An 18,205-nucleotide genomic window follows, 5' to 3' on the forward strand; every position below is an offset into this window, starting at 1 on the left:
TCGTGGGGTGCTCCATCTATTGTACGCAATTCTGGAAATGGAACATGAATAAATTAATAATGCGTCGTCTTTTAATACTGACTGTTACTACCACGCTAAGCTTAACATCAGGCGTTTTCGCCCAGAAACAACCCGTCGATCTGGTCAATCCGCTGGTCGATGCGGCTAATTCGCGCTGGTTCTTCTTTAATTCGGCCACCCGGCCATTCGGCATGGTTAACCTGAGTCCGGACAATGGTGTCAATGCCGACTGGGGTGCCGGTTACCGATATCATCTGGATAGTATCAAGTGCTTTAGTCATATTCATGGCTGGCAGTTGTCGGGGGTGCCGGTCATGCCTACAACCGGGGCGTTTAAAGGGCATTTGGGCTCAGATCAGTATGGCTCGCGGTTTTCTCATCAGAAAGAAATCGTAAAAGCGGGTTACCATAAAGTGGTGCTCGATGCTTATAACATTACCGCTGAACTGACGTCGACCACCCGCGTGGGATTCCATAAATACACTTATCCGGCGTCGGCGCAAAGCCATATTCTGTTCGATTTTTCCACATTCCTGGGTCCGTCGGATACGCAGAAAGGGCATGTCAGAAAGGTCAGCAATCAGGAGATCGAAGGCTACGCAGTAATGGCTCCGACTATCCGGCGACCTAAAACGCTGACCGTTTTCTTCGTCGCTGTTTTCGACAAGCCCTTCGACTCGTTCCGTGGCTGGCGAAACGGTGCTCTCGAAACCCCTGATGGCCTGATCGAAGGCGAACGGACGGGCGCTTACATTAGCTTCAAAACCAAAGCGGGCGAGATGCGGAAGATGAAAGTGGCTATTTCGTACGTTAGTGAAGAACAGGCCCGTATCAATCTCAAGACCGAACTGCCGCATTGGGATTTCGAAAAAACGGTGCAGGACAGCCGCTCCGACTGGAACAACTGGCTGAGCCGAATCGCTATCGAGGGCGGCACCGACACCGAGCGCAGTCGTTTTTACACCGACCTCTGGCACGCCTTGCAGGGCCGACGCATCATCTCCGACGTGAACGGGAAGTACAGCGACATGACCGGTCCCGAACGCCGAATCAAACAGATTCCGCTGGATGCCAACGGCAACCCCAAATTCAATCACCATAACTTCGATGCCATGTGGGGCGCACAATGGTCGCTCAACACGCTCTGGCACTTGATGTATCCTGAAGTGACGGAGTCGTTCGTCAACTCCATGCTGCTCATGTACGACGATGGCGGGCTCATTCCGCGCGGTCCGGCGGGGGGTAACTACACCTTCGTGATGACGGGTGCTTCGTCGACGCCCTTTATCGTGAGTGCATACCTGAAAGGCATTCGGGGTTTTGATACGACCAAGGCGTATGAGGGCATGCGCAAGAATCATTTTCCCGGCGGCCTGATGAGCAAAGCAGGCTACGAGCACAACACCTTCAAGGGGGGAGGTATCGAATTTTACATGGAACGGGGGTACATTCCACACCCAATAAGCAGCACCCGATACGGCTTTCATCAGGATGGTTCGACACAAACCCTCGAATACGCCTATCAGGATTACACCTTGGCGCAGATGGCTCAAAAGCTCGGTAAAAACGACGATTACGGTCTATTTATGAAGCGGGCGCAGACTTATAAAAATATCTGGAACCCCAAACTCGGCTGGATGTGGAACCGGACGCTGGACGGCAACTGGGCCGAACCCGTCGATATCCTGCGGTACGATAATGGCTGGGAAGAGGGCAATGCGGCTCAGTACACTTGGTTTGTTCCCCACGATGTGCAGGGCCTGATTAACCTTATGGGTGGCCGGGAGGCATTTGTCGGTAAACTTAACAGCTCCTTTGAAAAGGCTCAGAAACATGATTTTGTGACGGGAAAAACCCACGCCAGCGAGACCGAAGAAGACCGGCGCCGGATATACATCAACTATGGCAACCAGCCCTGTATGCAAACGGCCTTTCTGTTCAACTATGCTGGTTCACCCTGGCTTACCCAATACTGGACGCGGCAGGTGGTCGAAAAGGTGTATAGCGGTATCTCGCCCGATTACGGCTACAGTGGCGACGAAGATCAGGGGCTTATGGGCAGTCTGTCGGTGCTGCTCAAAACAGGCCTGTTTTCCACCAACGGCGGCACTACGCCCGAGCCCTTCTACGAGATCACCAGTCCAATTTTCAGGAAGATCACAATCAAGCTGAATCCGAAATATTATAAAGGCAAACAATTTGTGATCGACGCGCAGAATAACTCCGCTCAGAACGTTTATATTCAGTCGGCTACGTTAAACGGTCAACCCCTCAATAGACCGTGGATGTTGCACGAAACGGTCGTCAACGGTGGCAAGCTAACCCTTCAACTGGGCGACAAACCGAACAAGGCCTGGGGCGGAAAGCCGGAGCAGGTACCGGCGTCAATGTCGTCGGCTTCTAATTAGGAATTGGCTGTAACCATCTGTTCCTGAACAAAGGAGCAAAACAGTCGATTCGTATGTTGACCGAAGGAACGGAGCTACTATTGTGCTTACGCTTACCTTTACTAACTTATTCAAAACGGCCATTCTGTATCACGTGCAGTGATCGGCATGGCCCCCGAACAATACATTCAAATGTCAATAGACGTGGCTACCAAAAGACCATTCAGATTACTAATCAGCTCACTTTTGCTGCTTTCGGCGTTCATCGTGGGGTTTCAGAAAATTACCTTTGACGAGCCCCGAATTTCGCTTGAGAACTATGTCGTAGAGGATGGTTTCAAGCTAAAGCTAATTGCTTCCGAGTCGTTATTGAAAGCCCCCGTTAGCCTGGATTTCGACGATAAGGGCCGCATATGGGTGGTTGAAATGATTGGCTACATGCCCAATCTGGAAGGGATAGGAGAGGAAGAGCCAACGGGCCGGATTTCTATACTCGAAGATCGTGACAAAAATGGCGTGGCCGATCACGCAAAGGTATTTCTGGATAAACTCGTGCTGCCCAGAGCGCTGGCGCATGTGTATGGTGGCCTGTTGTACGTAGATGGTCCCAAACTTTGGTTCGTCGAGATAAAAAACGACAAGCCCGGTAAAAAAACGCTGGTTGATCCACTTTATGCCGAAGGCGGAAACGTGGAGCATTCGTCCAATGGCTTGATGATGAACATCGATAACTGGATTTATAACGCTAATTACAACTTCAGGTATCAGTTGAAAAATGGCAAATGGGTGAAAGAGCCTACTACCGACCGGGGGCAGTGGGGGATTACAAGAGACAATTTCGGTCGACTCTATTACAACAACAACTCCACTAATTTGCAGGGCGACTATGTGCTGCCCAACAAGGTAATCCGGAACAAGTATTTCAAGCCCGCCATTGCAGAACATCAGCGACTGGCCAGCAATCGGGTGTACCCCCTCCATCAAACATCGGTCAACCGGGGTTACCAGCCGGGGGTTCTCGACGAAAAAGGGTTTCTGAAAGAGGTGACGGCGGCCTGTGGGCCACTGGTGTATCGGGGAGGAGCTTTCCCGGAGGCTTACAATCAAAATGTGTTCGTCTGCGTGCCCGAAGCCAACCTGATCAAACGCAATATTCTGCATTTCGACAACACAAAAATAACCGCCAGTCAGGCAACCGAAGGGAAAGAATTTATTGCATCTACCGACGAAGGTTTCCGACCAGTGAACCTGTTCAACGGTCCCGATGGCGCTATGTATGTGGTCGATATGCACCGGGGTATCATTCAGCATAAAGCCTACATCTCGCAATACCTGACCGAGCAGCTTGCCGGTAAAAAGCTGGACACGCTGCAAAATGCCGGGCGGATTCTGAAAATCACCAGCACCACAGCGAAGCTCAATCCGATACCGGATTTGTCGAAGGCAACAGCCACTCAATTAATTGCTTCGCTGAGTAGCCCAAATGGCTGGTTGAGAGACCGCGCTCAACAACTACTAATCCAGAAGAAAGACCTTTCGGTGGTGGGACCGTTAACCCGCTTAGCCAAAGCCGACAACTCGTTTTCAACGGCTATTCACGCCCTCTACGTACTGGAAGGCCTTAACGCACTTTCGTTTGCTACGCTGAGTGACATCATTAACCAATCAAAACAACCCGAAACCGTTGCTCATGCACTGGGCCTTTTAGAGCGGTTTGCCTCACCACAGCAGGTAGGAAAGATGAACGCAATGAGTACGCAACTGCTGGCCCGAAACGATGAAACAACAGACCTCTATTTGGCTATGTCATTGAGGACGTGGAGTAAGCTTTCGGAGGGCACGTTTTTGCCTGTTCTCGCCGAAATTGATAAGAAATACGTCAGTAAACCCATCTTCCAGGAGGCTATTACCAGCGCACTTGACGGGCAGGAAGAACAGTATCTGAGCTCAATGCACCCCAGCGATCTGTTGAAGAAGAACATAACGGCTACGATAGCCAGGCGGCAGAAAAACGATATGAACTCGATTTACGTGGTTCAGACGAACGAGGTGGATACACGAACAAAAGGCTTAAAACTGTTCAGGACTATTTGTGCTACCTGTCATGGTCCGGACGGTAAAGGTATTCAGGATCTGGCACCGCCCCTCAAAGGCTCTGAGTACATCGACGGGTCTATGAAACGATTGGCAGCAATCATTCTCCACGGTGTCAGCGGGCCAATTCATGTGAATGGTAAACTCTACCAGTTGAACAACGAAATGCCCGCCCTGCTCAACAATAAAGACATCAGCGACCAGGACATTGTCGATATTATTCAATATACCCAAAATGCCCTTGCGAAGGAAGGGAAACGTATTTCGGCGGCCGACGTCAAGAAAATGAGAGACAAAAAGCCCGCCGGGAGTGGCGTCTTGACCGAGAAACAATTGCTCGAAGACGATTTTGACAAGTAAGTAGCGTAGGGCGATGGCTTCGTGTAACATACCCTCAAACGGCTTGTTATCCCTTATTTATGCCATCTCCAACACTTTATAAACTCCTTACTCGCTCGTTTATCCTCACGCTGGGTATGCTCGTTATCTGGTGGGGGCTGGATTCGTTTTTTAATGGAGCCGTCTGGGCGGGAATGGTGGTGAGCAAGTCGGCGCTGGTGGTTGAGTATTGCGAATTCAATAACGTGGCGCGGTTCTTTCACCAGCCCATGAATACGTATTCCAATCTGGCGTATTTCTTTTTCGGGGTACTAATTCTGCAAATCTCAATCGACGATCATAGAAACCAGGGCCTGAAAATTCAGAACCGGCTGGAAGCGTTTCCCGCGCTCTCGGCTCTGATGGGAATCTGCTTTGTGTATTTAAGTTTTGGCAGTGCCTTTTTTCACGCATCGCTAACATGGATAGGCCAGCGGGTCGACATGAACGGTACGTATGGGATTACGCTCGTTCTGGTTAGTATTGCGCTGTATCATGTGCTCTATAAAATTAGATTGACGCAACTCGTTAAAAACATCTGGATCACTGCTTTAGTCATTGTAATCCTCCTGTTTTTGAAAATTGCCCTATTGATTTCCAGCTCCATTTTGTTGCCTTCGTTAATTCTGGCGCTGCTGGTTTGTATAGCGGTAAACTATTTCCAGTTCAGGAGAAAACGCTCGATTTCGTTAGGCGTTGCCAGCCTGGTGCTTATGGTGGTTGCTGTTCGTTTTCGCACGCTGGATGTGCAGAAAATTGGCTGCGACCCACATTCACTGATACAGGGCCATTCCATCTGGCATTTACTAACGGCACTGAGCAGCGTTTGCAGTTACTCGTTCTTCCGATTTACGAAACCCTAGACCAAAATACTCGTTAAAATGAAGCGTAAACCATTGATCGTTTGTACGCTGGCTTTATCCGCGTTTATCTACGCCTGTAAAGTGCAGATGGCAACGAACACGCCTGGCAGTAGCTCCGCTTCGGTGGCGGTTGCCCCTGCCGTCGATAAAGATACCACCCTGCCGCTGGCCCCGTTTGCCATCACGCCCTTAACCCCCGAGCAAAGCCAGCAGGCTTTTGTGTTGCCCCCCGGTTATCATATGGAACTGGTGGCCAGCGAGCCGATGATTACCGAACCCGTCGCTATTGCCTGGGACGGTAACGCCCGCATGTATGTGGCCCAGATGGAAACCTACACGCAGGATGCCGACGGCACCGGAACGAAGGACAAAAAAAGCCGGGTAATGCTGCTGGAAGATACCAACAACGACGGCAAAATGGACAAAAGTACGGTGTTCATCAAAGACCTGATGCTGCCGCGCATGATCCTGTGTGTTAACCACGAACTGCTGGTCAACGAAACCGATACCTACGATATTTTCAGCTATAAAGACACCAACGGCGATGGCATTGCCGACGAAAAACGGGCCGTGTATACCGTTGGCAAAGTGGCACCCGGTAACCTCGAACACCAGCGCAGCGGCCTGGACTGGAACCTCGACAACTACATCTACCAGACCGTTGACCCCATCCGGTTCCGGTATGTGGGCGGGATGCTCAAGCCCGACTCGCTGCATAGCGGCTCTAATGGCCAGTGGGGATTAACACATGATAACTACGGTCGGTTGTTTTACAGCCGGGGTGGGGGTGAAAACGCCGGATCGGGCTTCCAGATCAATCCAAAATATGGCGCGCTGGAATTTGCCGATGCCTACAACGAGGAAACATTCAGCCCTGTCTGGTCGCGGATTTCCAATCCCGAAGTACAGGGTGGCCCGCCCCGGTTACGTCCTGATAGCACCTTGAACCACTTTACGTCGGGAAATGGCCAATCTATTTTTCGGGGTGACCGCCTTCCGGCTGATCTGGTGGGTGATTACCTGATCAACGAACCCGTAGCGCGTATCATCCGCCGGGCCAAAGTCGTGAACCGGGATGGGAAGACCTACCTGGAGAATGTTTATAAACACAAAGAATTTATTGCCAGCACCGACTTCTTCTTCCGGCCTGTCAATACCTACACCGGCCCGGATGGCTTGCTGTACATCATTGACATGAACCGGGGGATTATTCAGGAATCCAACTGGACAAAGAAAGGGACGTTTCTTCGGAATAAAATCGACCAGTATGACCTTGCCAAAGTTAACCAGCGGGGCCGCATCTGGCGTTTGGTACACGACGGTTATAAACCCGGTCCGAAACCTCAGATGCTCGATGTTCCGGCGGCCGATCTGGTAAAATACCTGAATCACGCCAACGGCTGGTGGCGAGACAATGCCCAGAAACAAATCGTACTTCTCGGCGATAAGTCGGTTGTGCCAGTGCTGAAACAGATGGCTGGTGGCCAGAACGGGGCTTCGGCTCTGGGGCGCCTGCATGCTTTGTGGACGCTGGAAGGTCTGGACGCTATTGATAAAGATATGCTCTATACGGCTCTCAAAGATTCCGATGCCCAAATGCGACGAGCCGCTGTCTGGATAAGCGAACGCTATCTCAAACAGAATGACGGCGACATGATTGCCCGTGTAGGCCATCTGGTTAACGATGAAAATTACGACGTAAAAACGCAGTTGATTTTGTCGCTGGGAGCCAATAAGAATGAGCTGGCACGGCAACTGGTTCAGGATGTTCTGGCCCGGAATTCGGGTAGCGAAATGCTGGCCCGCGCTAAGAACAGCATCGACCGAAACGAAGATGCCAAGGTATACGGCATGAAACTGGGCGCTTTCACGGCAGCAGACCGGAAGTTGATTGTGAGTGGTGGCGAAATTTACAAAGGCATGTGTTCGCCTTGTCACGGGGGCGATGGTAACGGCTTGCCCACCAACGCAGCACCGGCCCTGCGAGGAGCCAAACACGTGAACAACGACCGGGACTATGCCATTCGGATATTGCTGCACGGCCTGAAAGGTCCGATTGAAGGGAAAGCATACCCCAGCGAAATGGCGTCCATGAAAGATAACACCGACGAATGGATTGCTTCGGTCGTTAGTTACATCCGCTACGAATTTGTCGGTACATCGACCCGAGCCATAAAAGGACGGCAATCGGCGGTGGTACAGCCGGAGGAGGTTAAAAAAGCAAGGGAAGCTTACGCGTCATCGCGCGGAGCCTGGACAATTGACGAACTGGAAAAACAGCTTCTGCCAACAACGACGTTGAAGTAGTGTTTTGTGGTCGTGGGTCTGGTTTTGTACAACGGAGTACCTCTCCATCATACAAAACCAGACCCACGACCACAGTTGACTCATATCAAACCCTTTTACCGACATTCACATGAACGAAGAACAAGCCATTAACCGCCGGGATTTTGTTGGGAAAGCCGCTGCCGCTGTGGCTGGGTTTATGATCGTCCCTCGATTTGTACTGGGCGGCAAACGCCCCGATGGCACAAAATACCTGGCCCCCAGCGATGTTATTTCTCTGGGCTTCATTGGAACCGGCAAGCAGGGTAAAGGACTGATGTCGTCCTTTCTGAGTACGAATGAAGCCCGGATCATTGCCATCAGCGAAGTATATAAAGCCAAAGCGCAGCAGGGCCTGGATCGTATTAAAGCCCATTACGAAAAGAATCCACAGGTTGGTAAATACGGTGATGTTCCGGTTTATACGGACTTCCGGGAACTGCTGGCCCGTAAAGATGTCGACGCCGTGGTCATTGCTACGCCCGACCACTGGCATGCCGCTATGGCGGTTCGGGCAGCCCAGGCCGGGAAGGATATTTACTGCGAAAAACCACTGGCCTTGACCGTAAAAGAAGGTCGGGCGATGGTCGATGCGGCCCGCAAGTATAACCGGGTGTTTCAGACGGGGAGCATGCAGCGGTCGTGGCCGGAGTTTCGGCAAACGGCGGAGCTGATTCGCAACGGATACATTGGCGAAGTGAAAACCATTAAAGTGAACGTCGGTCCTCCGCCAACGGCCTACGATCTGCCCGCCGAACCCATTCCCGATGGATTGGACTGGAGCAAATGGCTCGGCCCCAATGAACCCGTTGTGTTCAACTCGGAGTTAGCCCCTCCACTCTCAAAAGATGTGTTTCCCAACTGGCGCAACTACCGGGAGTTCGGCGGGGGTATGGTGACCGACTGGGGTGCGCACATGTTCGACATTGTGCAGTGGGCGCTGGATATGGACAATAGCGGGCCAGTAGAAGTGATTGCGCCCGATGGTAAAGACCACCCGTTCCTGACCTACAAATATGATAACGGCATTGTAATGACCCACGAAAAATGGGACTGGAACAACGCTATTCTCTTTACCGGAACTGAAGGTGAACTGAGGGTTCAGCGCAGAAAGCTGGAAACTACACCAGCATCACTGGCTACGAAAGAAATAGGAGAGGCCGAAAAGCATGTGTATCACAGCGACAACCATTATAAGGATTTTCTGGATGCCATGCGGAAGCGCAGCAAGCCCATCTGCGATGTGGAAATTGGCCATCGAACCGCATCGGTTTGTAATATCGGCAACATCGCGTACCGACTGAACCGGTCGTTGCAGTGGAATCCGAAGAAAGAGCAGTTTAAAAACGATGCCGAAGCCAACGCGCTCCTCGGTCGCCCTATGAAAAACGAGTGGGGGATAAAAATTTGAGTAGTGCCGACCGTCCCGGTCGGCACTACTTATACTGTTGCGCCTTCTTTGAGTCGTTCGGCGTTTTCGGCAATGCGGAGCTGCTCGATAAATTCGCCTATACCGCCATCCATGACGGCAGGCAGGTTATAGACCGTAAGCCCGATGCGGTGATCCGTTACGCGGCTTTGGGGATAATTGTAGGTTCGGATCTTATCGGAACGGTCACCACTACCCACCATCGTTTTGCGCTGGGAAGCTATCGCGTCGTTGTGCTTCTGCAACTCGATCTCGTACAAGCGCGACCGCAATACCGTCAGTGCTTTATCGAAGTTTTTCAACTGCGAACGTTCATCCTGACACTGTACGACCAAACCCGTAGGGATGTGCGTTAACCGTACAGCCGAATAGGTGGTGTTTACCGACTGACCACCCGCTCCCGACGAACAGAACGTGTCTTTGCGGATGTCGTTCATATTAATTTCCACGTCTACTTCTTCGGCTTCGGGAAGAACGGCCACGCTGGCGGCCGAGGTGTGAATTCGGCCCTGAGTTTCGGTAGCCGGTACGCGCTGAACCCGGTGAACACCCGACTCGAACTTCAGTTTGCCGTACACATCTTCGCCTTCTACTTCGGTAATTATCTCTTTGTAGCCACCAGATGTACCTTCGGTAAAGTCGACCAGCGACATTTTCCAACCCATTTTCTCACAGAACCGTTGGTACATACGGAAGATGTCGCCCGCAAAAATGGCTGCTTCATCGCCACCGGTGCCACCCCGAATTTCGAGGATGACGTTCTTGCTGTCATTCGGGTCTTTGGGCATCAGCATTTCTTTGAGCGTTTCTTCGAGTGTGTCCCGGCGGGGGAGAAGCTCGTCCAGCTCGCCTTTGGCCATTTCCCGAAAATCTTCGTCCTTTTCAGTCGCGATGATTTTCTTTGCATTATCAATCTCTTCGAGCAATTGCTGATAAGCCTGGTATTGCACGACGATTTTTTCGAGATCCTTATATTCCTTACTCAACTTCATAAACCGCTTCTGATCTGAAACGGCTTCGGGCTGCACGATTTGTTGAGCTACTTCGTTGAAGCGTTCGCGGATGGCTTCTAACTGGTCAAGCATATATGTATAACTTTTTTGCCATTCTGAAGAATGGCAAGCGGGTGTATCTGATAAGAAAAACAAAATTACGAAAATTCCTTGGACCGGTGGTCCGGCAGTTTAGCTTTGCTGAGTGCAACCAAGCTGCCAACGGAATCGTTTTCATACAAATGACGAAACGCCTTTCTATTAAGTTCCTATATATGATACGCCCGCTGCTCATTTCCAGTCTATTAATTACGCTTTTAATCGAGTGCAACCCCGAGCGGGTTCGTTACACCAATGAGTTGAAGCAGGAAATGGCCGACTCAAAGATCAAACGGATTACCAATGCCGATCTGGTCGAAACGGTCGATGACCTGGGCGGTAAAGTAATTGCAGTGGTGGAGAAAGAACTGACGACGCAGCTTCAAAAAACGACAGACCCCGCCGAGCGAGCTAAAATTTGCCAGTTGAACAACCTGCCCCGTACCAAAGCCATCGCCGAACGCTACGCACTGGACATTCGTCTGCTGGGTGAGGCCGACATTCAGAACAAAACCTTGAATGCCAAAGAGCGGGAAATTCTGGATGCCTATCTGTACAGCGTGAAGCAGAAACAGTCACCCATCTCTAATATTCAAAAGATCACGGATACGACCTACGTCTACAACAAGCCCGTTGCGCTAAGCAGCCCCATTTGTGACGTCTGCTTCGGTAAACAGGAAACGCCGTTCGCTGTCTGGCATCTGGGTTTCAATAAACGGGAAGTGGTCCGGCGGATGAGCGCGTCGATTAAGAAGAAATCATCGTAAGGCTTGCTGGCGCGGTAGCCCCCTCTACCCACTCAATTAAACTTTTGGCCGTTTTTTCTGGATTATCGTTGGCCGTTTCAATCGTTTGAATGGTGGACGGGTCGCGGTGGGAAAGGCCGTGCAAGTACGCTTTGTCGTAATAGTCGAGGGTCAAATCGGCGACGGTGGCGTAGTCGTGGTTAGTCAGCGCATTGAGTGCGTCCTGCGTGACTTTGCCGCCTAGCCGTTTACGGATTCGCTCAGTGGCTTCAACGAGTAGACTGTGGTCTATGTTGGCATATTCAGTCACCAGACGGGTTACTCGTTTATCCTTGGGGAGGTCGATAAACGCGACAGGAGCCGCTCGCATCTGTTGCCAGAGCGCCATTGGAATAAAGCACGAACCAATGTTTCGGCTTTCATCTTCGAGCCAGATTCTGCGGTTGGTATCCAGCGTCAGCAGGGTCTGGAAGAGCAGGTTTTCGAACTGCTCCGACGCCGGCTGCGGCCGTTGGCCAATGGCTCCGTACGACGACCCTTTGTGATTGGCAAGCCCTTCCAGGTCAATAATCTGTTCACCCTGCCGGGCCAATTCCTTTAAAATATCGGTTTTGCCGCTGCCCGTTTTGCCACCCAGAATAATAAGTTTAAGGGGTTGCGCAAACGAGTCGAGCACGGCGTTTCGGTAGGCTTTGTAGCCGCCAACCAGCGTCGATGCAGTTAGCCCGGCGGTGTCGAGCAGCCAAGCGAACGACCCGCTGCGCATACCTCCGCGCCAGCAGTGTACCAGTACTTCCTTGTTCTGCGGATTCAGCTTTTTCGACTGCTTGACAAAGTCGGCCAGCTTGGGGCCGACCATACTGAGTCCAATCAATACAGCCGCGTCTTTGCCCGCGTTTTTGTATTTGGTGCCCACCTGCGCCCGTTCGTCGTTGTCGAAAAGCGGAATACTCACCGCCCCCGGAATATGCGCATGGTCATACTCCCCCGGCGACCGGACGTCAATGATCGGCAGGCTACGTGCCTTGCTTAAAAACTCTTCGACGGATAGTTTGTGGACCATATTCTTGACCGCACGGGCGGCCCCGCGGGATTTAGCTGATTAAAGGATTAGTTGGATTTTGTTACTTGTTCTGTTGAGGCAAAATCAGATTAATCGGTCAATCAGCTAAATTCAGGTTCAGACACCTTAAATACATCTGAATTGTATTCTCCAATCCAAAATAAAGGGCATCGCAAACAAGGGCGTGGCCGATGGATACTTCCTCCAGGCCGGGTACCTGCTCATCGAAGAAGCGCAGGTTTTCCAGACTCAGGTCGTGCCCGGCGTTCAGGCCCAGGCCCAGTTCATTGGCGCGTTGGGCAGCCCGGACAAACGGTGCCACAGCGGCCTCACGGTTTTCGGCGTAGTGGGCCGCGTAGGGTTCGGTGTATAACTCAATCCGGTCGGTACCTACGGCTTTGGCCCCTTCGACCATGCGCTCATCGGCATCGACGAAAATAGACACCCGAATGCCATCGGCTTTGAAGGTATCGACCAGATACCTAAGGTGATCGGCGTGGCGGATGGTATCCCAACCGGCGTTGGAGGTAATGGCATCAACCGCATCGGGAACGAGCGTCACCTGGGCGGGTTTCACCCGTTTCACCAGTTCGATGAAACGCTCGTCAGGGTTACCCTCAATGTTAAATTCTGTCGTAACGACCTCGTGCAGATCCAGCACGTCCTGATAGCGGATATGCCGTTCGTCGGGGCGGGGGTGAACCGTAATACCCTGCGCCCCGAAACGCTCGCAATCGAGGGCGACTTTTACGAGGTCGGGGTTGTTGCCACCGCGTGCGTTACGGATGGTCGCAATTTTGTTGATGTTAACGCTTAAACGTGTCATCTGGTAATGAATAATGACCAATGTACAATGAACAATGACTGGTTTCTTAACTTTGCTAAACCGTTGATGGTTCATGGGAGCTTATGGTTCTGCCTTATCCATTATTCATTTTACATTATTCATTAAACCAATGTCTCTAAAACAACAAATTGACGCCGATATAAAACAGGCTATGCTGGCCAAAGATCAGGATAAGTTACGTGCCTTGCGGGCTGTAAAATCCATGATCCTGCTCGAAGAAACCAAAGAAGGGCAGTCCGGCGACCTGAAGCCTGAGGATGAAACCAAAATTCTGACCAAAGCTGTGAAGCAGCGGAAAGACTCGGCGGACATCTACCGGCAGCAAAACCGCGCCGATCTGCTAGCCGTGGAAGAAGCTGAAATCGCCGTTATCGAGCAGTACCTGCCCAAGCAGCTTTCGGAAGATGAGCTGAAGGCGAAACTTCAGGCCATCATGACCCGACTAGGCGCATCAGTTCCCTCCGATCTGGGTAAAGTAATGGGCGTTGCCTCCAAAGAACTCGCCGGGCAAGCCGATGGGAAAGCTATTTCGGCAATGGTAAGACAACTTTTACAATGAAGAATGAGTGAATGATAGAATAGGTGAATGAAATCATACGGTGGTTAATTCTATATTCTATCATTCACCCATTCTATCATTCACTCATTACTATTTTGAACACGCTCGATTTACTCATGCTCATTCCCCTGGCCTGGGGGATTTTTAACGGATACCGCAAAGGTCTGCTGGTGGAGATCGTGGCGATTATCGCGTTTGTGGTGGCCATGATTGTCGGGTTTAAATTTCTGGCGTTTGGTATCGAACTGCTTAGCCCGTACATCAGCCGTGAACTGGCCCGAAAAATTCTGCCGTGGCTGGGTTTTTCGGTGATCTTTTTCCCGACTGTCATCATGATCAACCAGATGGGGTTTGCCATCCGACGGTCGTTAAAGTACTCCATATTAGGCACCTTCGATAGTGTGGCCGGTGCAACCGTTGGTCTTTTTACGTGGGTTTTTGGAATTAGTGTTATCCTTTGGTTGTTCAGTTATATGGGCGTCAAGATGCCCGCCCGCCAGACGGAAACGGCCTTTTTATACCCATACATCAGGCCCATCGCGCCTAAAGTGATGGACAAAGCCGCCGTTTGGGTGCCCAAAGGACTGGAAGAGGGGAAGAAGTGGCGAAGTAGTGCCGACCGTCTCGGTCGGTTGAATTGATCCGAGCATTTGCTGTTCTACTCGTCCAAATAGGTACGCATTTTGTGCAGATAAACGTGTCCAGGTTCTCTCTTAAATACGCTTATCTGTGTAAAATGATAAAACGAAAAGCAGCCATAGATTGCTGTCTGCTGATGTCTTTTCTGGCTACAACGACCTTCGCCCAGTTGACAGGGCGTGTCTTGTCGAAGGAAAACCAACGGGTTATACCCTATGCCACTATTTATCTGAGAAATAACGCCATTGGTGCCCATGCCAATGAGAACGGTGAGTTTGTTTTAGATGCGAAAGGCATTACCAACGATACGGTCTATATTCAGTCTATTGGCTATACGACTCTACGAATAGCGTTGCAGGATGCGGTAGGTACAAACTCATTTTACCTGAGCGAATCACCAATTACCTTACAGGCCACTAATGTCCGGAAACGAAAGCAAATAAACTCGCTTTGGAAAGGCGCTACTGAAGACCATAAAGGCTTTATTTTTGGTCAGATGGGTGGTTCCATGTTGCGGGAAGTTGCCTTGTACATGCCGAATGATGAGAAGAAAGAAGGCTTTTTAAACGCAGCAGGCTTCTATGTCGTGCGCTTTGGAAAGCATAAAACCCCGTTCAGAGTTCGTGTTTACGAGCCGGATGGCGACATGCCTGGCAAGGATTTATTAACTGAAAATGTGGTAATCCATGCCAGCGGGTCGAATCGCTATTGCACGGTAGACTTACGTAAATTCAATATCCCCTTTGGCGAAAACGGCGTTTTTATCTCCATGGAATGGCTCAATCTGAATGATAAAAAATACTACTACGATGTGAAATACCGCAATAGCAAAGCGGTGAATACATTCTATGGCCAGCAAATAGGGCTTTCCAATGAATTCGAAGAATTGCAGGGACGCGTAAGAATCAATCAGGGCGACTGGAAAACAATGACGATGAGGTATGCGTCGCCCATGTTTAAGGTGAAAATTGATTTTTACGAAGATTGACTCAGGAAACTTTGCCAGTCTTTCTGGCTGTTGTAGCAGTATAATGAAACAAGATATTCGTAAACTGACGGCGGTTCAGTTAAAAGACTGGTTTACTAAAAACGGCGAACAGGGTTTTCGGGCCAAGCAGGTGCATGAATGGCTCTGGAAAAAATCGGCGGTGTCGTTCGAGCAGATGACAAACCTGTCGCTGTCGACGCGTGAAGTGCTGAACGCTAATTTCGAAATCCGTCCGCTAACCGTCGATCAGCAGCAGAAGAGCAACGATGGGACCATCAAGTCTTCGTTTAAGCTGTTTGACGGCAATCTGGTTGAGGGTGTTCTGATTCCGGCGTTACGAAACGATGACTTGGATCGTATGACCGCCTGCGTATCGAGTCAGGTGGGTTGCTCGCTGACGTGCAAGTTCTGCGCTACGGGCTATATGGACCGGAAGCGGAATCTTGACGCGGCCGAAATCTACGACCAGGTGGTGGCCATTGACCGGCAGGCCAAAGAAAACTACGATGCGCCCCTGACCAACATCGTGTATATGGGCATGGGGGAACCCCTGCTGAACTATAAAAACGTTCTCGAATCTGTCGACCGCATCACCTCGCCCGATGGCCTGGGCATGTCGCCGAAACGGATTACAGTTTCAACGGCGGGTATTGCCAAGATGATCCGGCAACTCGGCGATGATGAAGTGAAATTCAATCTGGCCCTTTCACTGCATGCCGCCAACGACCAGAAGCGCGACCAGATCATGCCGATCAACGAAAGTAACACGCTGGAGGCCTTGGGTGACGCCCTGACGTATTTCTATAAGAAAACCGGCACACGTATTACGTTCGAGTACATACTCTTTTATAATTTTAATGATACGCTACAAGACGCACAGGAACTTTGGAAGTTCACCAAGCGTGTTCCGGCTAAGGTAAATATTATTGAATACAACCCCATTGCCGAGGCCAACTTCAAGAATACCGATCCACAGACGCTGGATAAATTCGCCGGTTTTCTGGAGAGCAAAGGTGTGATTGTCAACGTTCGCCGGAGCCGGGGAAAAGATATAGATGCCGCCTGTGGGCAATTGGCGGGTAAAAACGCGTAGAGACCGGTCCGCAGAGGTGCGGCAATCCTTTGCGTCTTATTCTCCGGCAACCATGTACGTCTCACTCTCTATTTTTCTTTTTAAAAGGGCATTTCCTACTGCTGACCAGAGCTGAGACGCAAGGGATTGCGTCTCTACTTAACAATTTGGTAATATTGCTCTGCGCAGTTTCCCGTACTTTTGTGGCAATCATTGGCTTACGGACCCACCGTCGGCAAAACCATAGAAGATACGCCAATCATGTTTGGATTAGAAACGGATGTTTTTATCCTCCTCTTTATCAGCCTTTTCGCTGCCTGCGCTTTTGAATTTGTAAACGGGTTCCATGATACAGCCAACGCCGTCGCTACGGTTATCTACACAAACTCCTTAAAGCCAACGGTTGCCGTTGTGTGGTCTGGAATTTGCAATTTCACCGGCGTTCTGCTTGGTGGGATTGGTGTGGCTATGGGCATTGTTAACCTGCTTCCGGTCGAGTTACTCGTCGACCAGAACGTGTACCATAGTGTAGCGATGGTACTGGCACTGCTCCTCAGTGCTATTATCTGGAATCTGGGAACCTGGTATTTTGGTCTGCCTAGCTCGAGTTCACATACGCTTATTGGCTCTATTTTGGGCGTTGGTCTGGCTTTTGCTACCATGCCCGAAAACAAAACCGGAGCCGCCGTTAACTGGGAAAAAGCCATTGAGACAGGAGAAGCCCTTTTGCTATCGCCGTTGTTAGGCTTTAGCCTTGCCATTGTGCTCATGTTTATTTTGCGTCGGTCGGTGCCTGAAGAAGCCAAAGATCAGCTATTTAAGGAGCCCAAAAAGAATACAGCGCCACCAACCTGGGTTCGCACTATATTGATTGCTACCTGTTCGCTGGTTAGTTTCTTCCATGGTAGTAATGATGGCCAGAAGGGTGTAGGTCTGATCATGCTGATCCTGATCGGGATTGTTCCCTACCATTTTGCGGTAAAAGCAGATCTTGACCCTCGCCTGATGCAGACCAACGTTACAGCCATTCAACAAACCATCAGCGCGCTGGACTCCACTCATTTGTCTTCGATAAACCGTGCCCGGCTGGCTCAAACCAACACGGAACTGGCAGAATTGAGTGCGCTGGTAAACGGCCCACTAGTAGAGGGTAAAATTCCGAACGAGAAACGGTTGGACGTACGCCGGGATTTACTTCTCATCAACAGCAATATCAAAAAGATTACGGCCGATGAAGGATCAAACCTTAGCTCAGCCCAAGTGGCTCAGTTGAATACAAATCTTGGTGAAGAAGGTGGATTGCGCCGGTTTACGGACTATGCACCGCTTTGGGTTATTCTAATGATTGCTCTATCGCTTGGTCTTGGCACCATGATTGGCTGGCGCCGGATTGTAGTGACGGTAGGTGAGAAAATAGGCAAGCAACACCTGACTTACGCACAGGGCGCATCGGCAGAACTGGTGGCGGCTATGATGATTGGGATGGCATCCTGGCTGAAATTGCCCGTTAGTACAACGCACGTGCTTTCGTCGGGTATCGCCGGGAGCATGGTGGCCAACAAAGGAGTTAAAAACTTACAGGCCGGCACCGTCAAGAATATTGCGCTGGCGTGGATACTGACGCTGCCAGTGTCGGTGCTGCTATCGTTTACACTTTACATTTTCTTCCGCTGGGTATTGTAGTAATTGAGCTGGAAAGTTCT

At 50.6% G+C, this 18,205-nt stretch carries 14 protein-coding genes; 11 read left to right on the forward strand and 3 right to left on the reverse strand.

Features of this window, described 5'->3' with window-relative positions:
• Positions 1-59 precede the first annotated feature (59 nt).
• The 5 genes from NT073_RS06140 to NT073_RS06160 all read left to right on the forward strand — a co-directional run bounded on the left by NT073_RS06140 (position 60) and on the right by NT073_RS06160 (position 9,479).
• Positions 60-2,429: a GH92 family glycosyl hydrolase gene (locus NT073_RS06140; protein WP_297370349.1), complete on the forward strand. Its 2,370-nt coding sequence runs from the start codon at positions 60-62 to the stop codon at positions 2,427-2,429.
• A gap of 171 nt (positions 2,430-2,600) precedes the next feature.
• Complete coding sequence (locus NT073_RS06145) at positions 2,601-4,862, forward strand: c-type cytochrome (protein ID WP_297370352.1); 2,262 nt, start codon at positions 2,601-2,603, stop codon at positions 4,860-4,862.
• Positions 4,863-4,921: 59 nt separating this feature from the next.
• Complete coding sequence (locus tag NT073_RS06150; RefSeq protein WP_297370354.1) at positions 4,922-5,743, forward strand: ceramidase domain-containing protein; 822 nt, start codon at positions 4,922-4,924, stop codon at positions 5,741-5,743.
• A gap of 18 nt (positions 5,744-5,761) precedes the next feature.
• Positions 5,762-8,050, forward strand: a complete 2,289-nt coding sequence (locus NT073_RS06155; RefSeq protein WP_297370357.1) for a c-type cytochrome — start codon at positions 5,762-5,764, stop codon at positions 8,048-8,050.
• Positions 8,051-8,159: 109 nt separating this feature from the next.
• A complete protein-coding gene (locus tag NT073_RS06160) occupies positions 8,160-9,479 on the forward strand; it encodes a Gfo/Idh/MocA family oxidoreductase (protein WP_297370360.1) in 1,320 nt (439 codons plus the stop codon).
• Between the two features lie 29 nt (positions 9,480-9,508).
• Here the strand turns inward: NT073_RS06160 and prfA are convergent, their stop codons facing one another.
• On the reverse strand, positions 9,509-10,582 hold the full coding sequence (gene prfA, locus NT073_RS06165) for a peptide chain release factor 1 (RefSeq protein ID WP_297370363.1): 1,074 nt from the start codon (positions 10,580-10,582) through the stop codon (positions 9,509-9,511).
• 182 nt (positions 10,583-10,764) lie between these two features.
• Here prfA and NT073_RS06170 point away from each other — a divergent pair, with 182 nt between their 5' ends.
• Positions 10,765-11,355, forward strand: coding sequence for a hypothetical protein (locus NT073_RS06170; protein ID WP_297370366.1), 591 nt, complete (start codon positions 10,765-10,767; stop codon positions 11,353-11,355).
• Here the strand turns inward: NT073_RS06170 and mnmH are convergent.
• Together mnmH and NT073_RS06180 are read right to left on the reverse strand one after the other, a co-directional pair.
• On the reverse strand, positions 11,336-12,397 hold the full coding sequence (gene mnmH, locus NT073_RS06175; RefSeq protein WP_297370368.1) for a tRNA 2-selenouridine(34) synthase MnmH: 1,062 nt from the start codon (positions 12,395-12,397) through the stop codon (positions 11,336-11,338). The genes NT073_RS06170 and mnmH overlap by 20 nt on opposite strands.
• A gap of 97 nt (positions 12,398-12,494) precedes the next feature.
• Complete coding sequence (locus tag NT073_RS06180; protein ID WP_297370371.1) at positions 12,495-13,223, reverse strand: pyridoxine 5'-phosphate synthase; 729 nt, start codon at positions 13,221-13,223, stop codon at positions 12,495-12,497.
• A 130-nt stretch (positions 13,224-13,353) separates the two neighbouring features.
• On the opposite strand from NT073_RS06180, the gene NT073_RS06185 reads away from it, so the two are divergent.
• The 5 genes from NT073_RS06185 to NT073_RS06205 all read left to right on the forward strand — a co-directional run bounded on the left by NT073_RS06185 (position 13,354) and on the right by NT073_RS06205 (position 18,185).
• On the forward strand, positions 13,354-13,803 hold the full coding sequence (locus tag NT073_RS06185) for a GatB/YqeY domain-containing protein (RefSeq protein ID WP_297370374.1): 450 nt from the start codon (positions 13,354-13,356) through the stop codon (positions 13,801-13,803).
• Positions 13,804-13,919: 116 nt separating this feature from the next.
• Positions 13,920-14,444, forward strand: coding sequence for a CvpA family protein (locus NT073_RS06190; RefSeq protein ID WP_297371633.1), 525 nt, complete (start codon positions 13,920-13,922; stop codon positions 14,442-14,444).
• 95 nt (positions 14,445-14,539) lie between these two features.
• Entirely contained in the window at positions 14,540-15,430 is an 891-nt protein-coding gene (locus NT073_RS06195) for a carboxypeptidase-like regulatory domain-containing protein (RefSeq protein WP_297370377.1), read from the forward strand.
• A gap of 43 nt (positions 15,431-15,473) precedes the next feature.
• Positions 15,474-16,523, forward strand: a complete 1,050-nt coding sequence (rlmN, locus tag NT073_RS06200; RefSeq protein WP_297370380.1) for a 23S rRNA (adenine(2503)-C(2))-methyltransferase RlmN — start codon at positions 15,474-15,476, stop codon at positions 16,521-16,523.
• A 240-nt stretch (positions 16,524-16,763) separates the two neighbouring features.
• The gene (locus NT073_RS06205; RefSeq protein ID WP_297370382.1) at positions 16,764-18,185 is read left to right on the forward strand and encodes an inorganic phosphate transporter; all 1,422 of its coding nucleotides are present in this window, start codon (positions 16,764-16,766) and stop codon (positions 18,183-18,185) included.
• Positions 18,186-18,205 lie beyond the last annotated feature (20 nt).

Origin of the sequence: Spirosoma sp., assembly GCF_026391055.1 — a bacterium.
Classification (GTDB): domain Bacteria; phylum Bacteroidota; class Bacteroidia; order Cytophagales; family Spirosomataceae; genus Spirosoma.

Bases quoted from the DNA above. Each gene is read 5' to 3' on its own strand.
- NT073_RS06190 (WP_297371633.1), top strand. From the start codon at position 13,920: ATGCTCATTCCCCTGGCCTGGGGGATTTTTAACGGATACCGCAAAGGT.
- NT073_RS06170 (WP_297370366.1), top strand. From the start codon at position 10,765: ATGATACGCCCGCTGCTCATTTCCAGTCTATTAATTACGCTTTTAATC.
- NT073_RS06160 (WP_297370360.1), top strand. From the start codon at position 8,160: ATGAACGAAGAACAAGCCATTAACCGCCGGGATTTTGTTGGGAAAGCC.
- prfA (WP_297370363.1), bottom strand. From the start codon at position 10,582: ATGCTTGACCAGTTAGAAGCCATCCGCGAACGCTTCAACGAAGTAGCT.
- NT073_RS06140 (WP_297370349.1), top strand. From the start codon at position 60: ATGCGTCGTCTTTTAATACTGACTGTTACTACCACGCTAAGCTTAACA.
- NT073_RS06150 (WP_297370354.1), top strand. From the start codon at position 4,922: ATGCCATCTCCAACACTTTATAAACTCCTTACTCGCTCGTTTATCCTC.
- NT073_RS06155 (WP_297370357.1), top strand. From the start codon at position 5,762: ATGAAGCGTAAACCATTGATCGTTTGTACGCTGGCTTTATCCGCGTTT.
- NT073_RS06205 (WP_297370382.1), top strand. From the start codon at position 16,764: ATGTTTGGATTAGAAACGGATGTTTTTATCCTCCTCTTTATCAGCCTT.
- NT073_RS06195 (WP_297370377.1), top strand. From the start codon at position 14,540: ATGATAAAACGAAAAGCAGCCATAGATTGCTGTCTGCTGATGTCTTTT.
- NT073_RS06185 (WP_297370374.1), top strand. From the start codon at position 13,354: ATGTCTCTAAAACAACAAATTGACGCCGATATAAAACAGGCTATGCTG.
- NT073_RS06145 (WP_297370352.1), top strand. From the start codon at position 2,601: ATGTCAATAGACGTGGCTACCAAAAGACCATTCAGATTACTAATCAGC.
- rlmN (WP_297370380.1), top strand. From the start codon at position 15,474: ATGAAACAAGATATTCGTAAACTGACGGCGGTTCAGTTAAAAGACTGG.
- NT073_RS06180 (WP_297370371.1), bottom strand. From the start codon at position 13,223: ATGACACGTTTAAGCGTTAACATCAACAAAATTGCGACCATCCGTAAC.
- mnmH (WP_297370368.1), bottom strand. From the start codon at position 12,397: ATGGTCCACAAACTATCCGTCGAAGAGTTTTTAAGCAAGGCACGTAGC.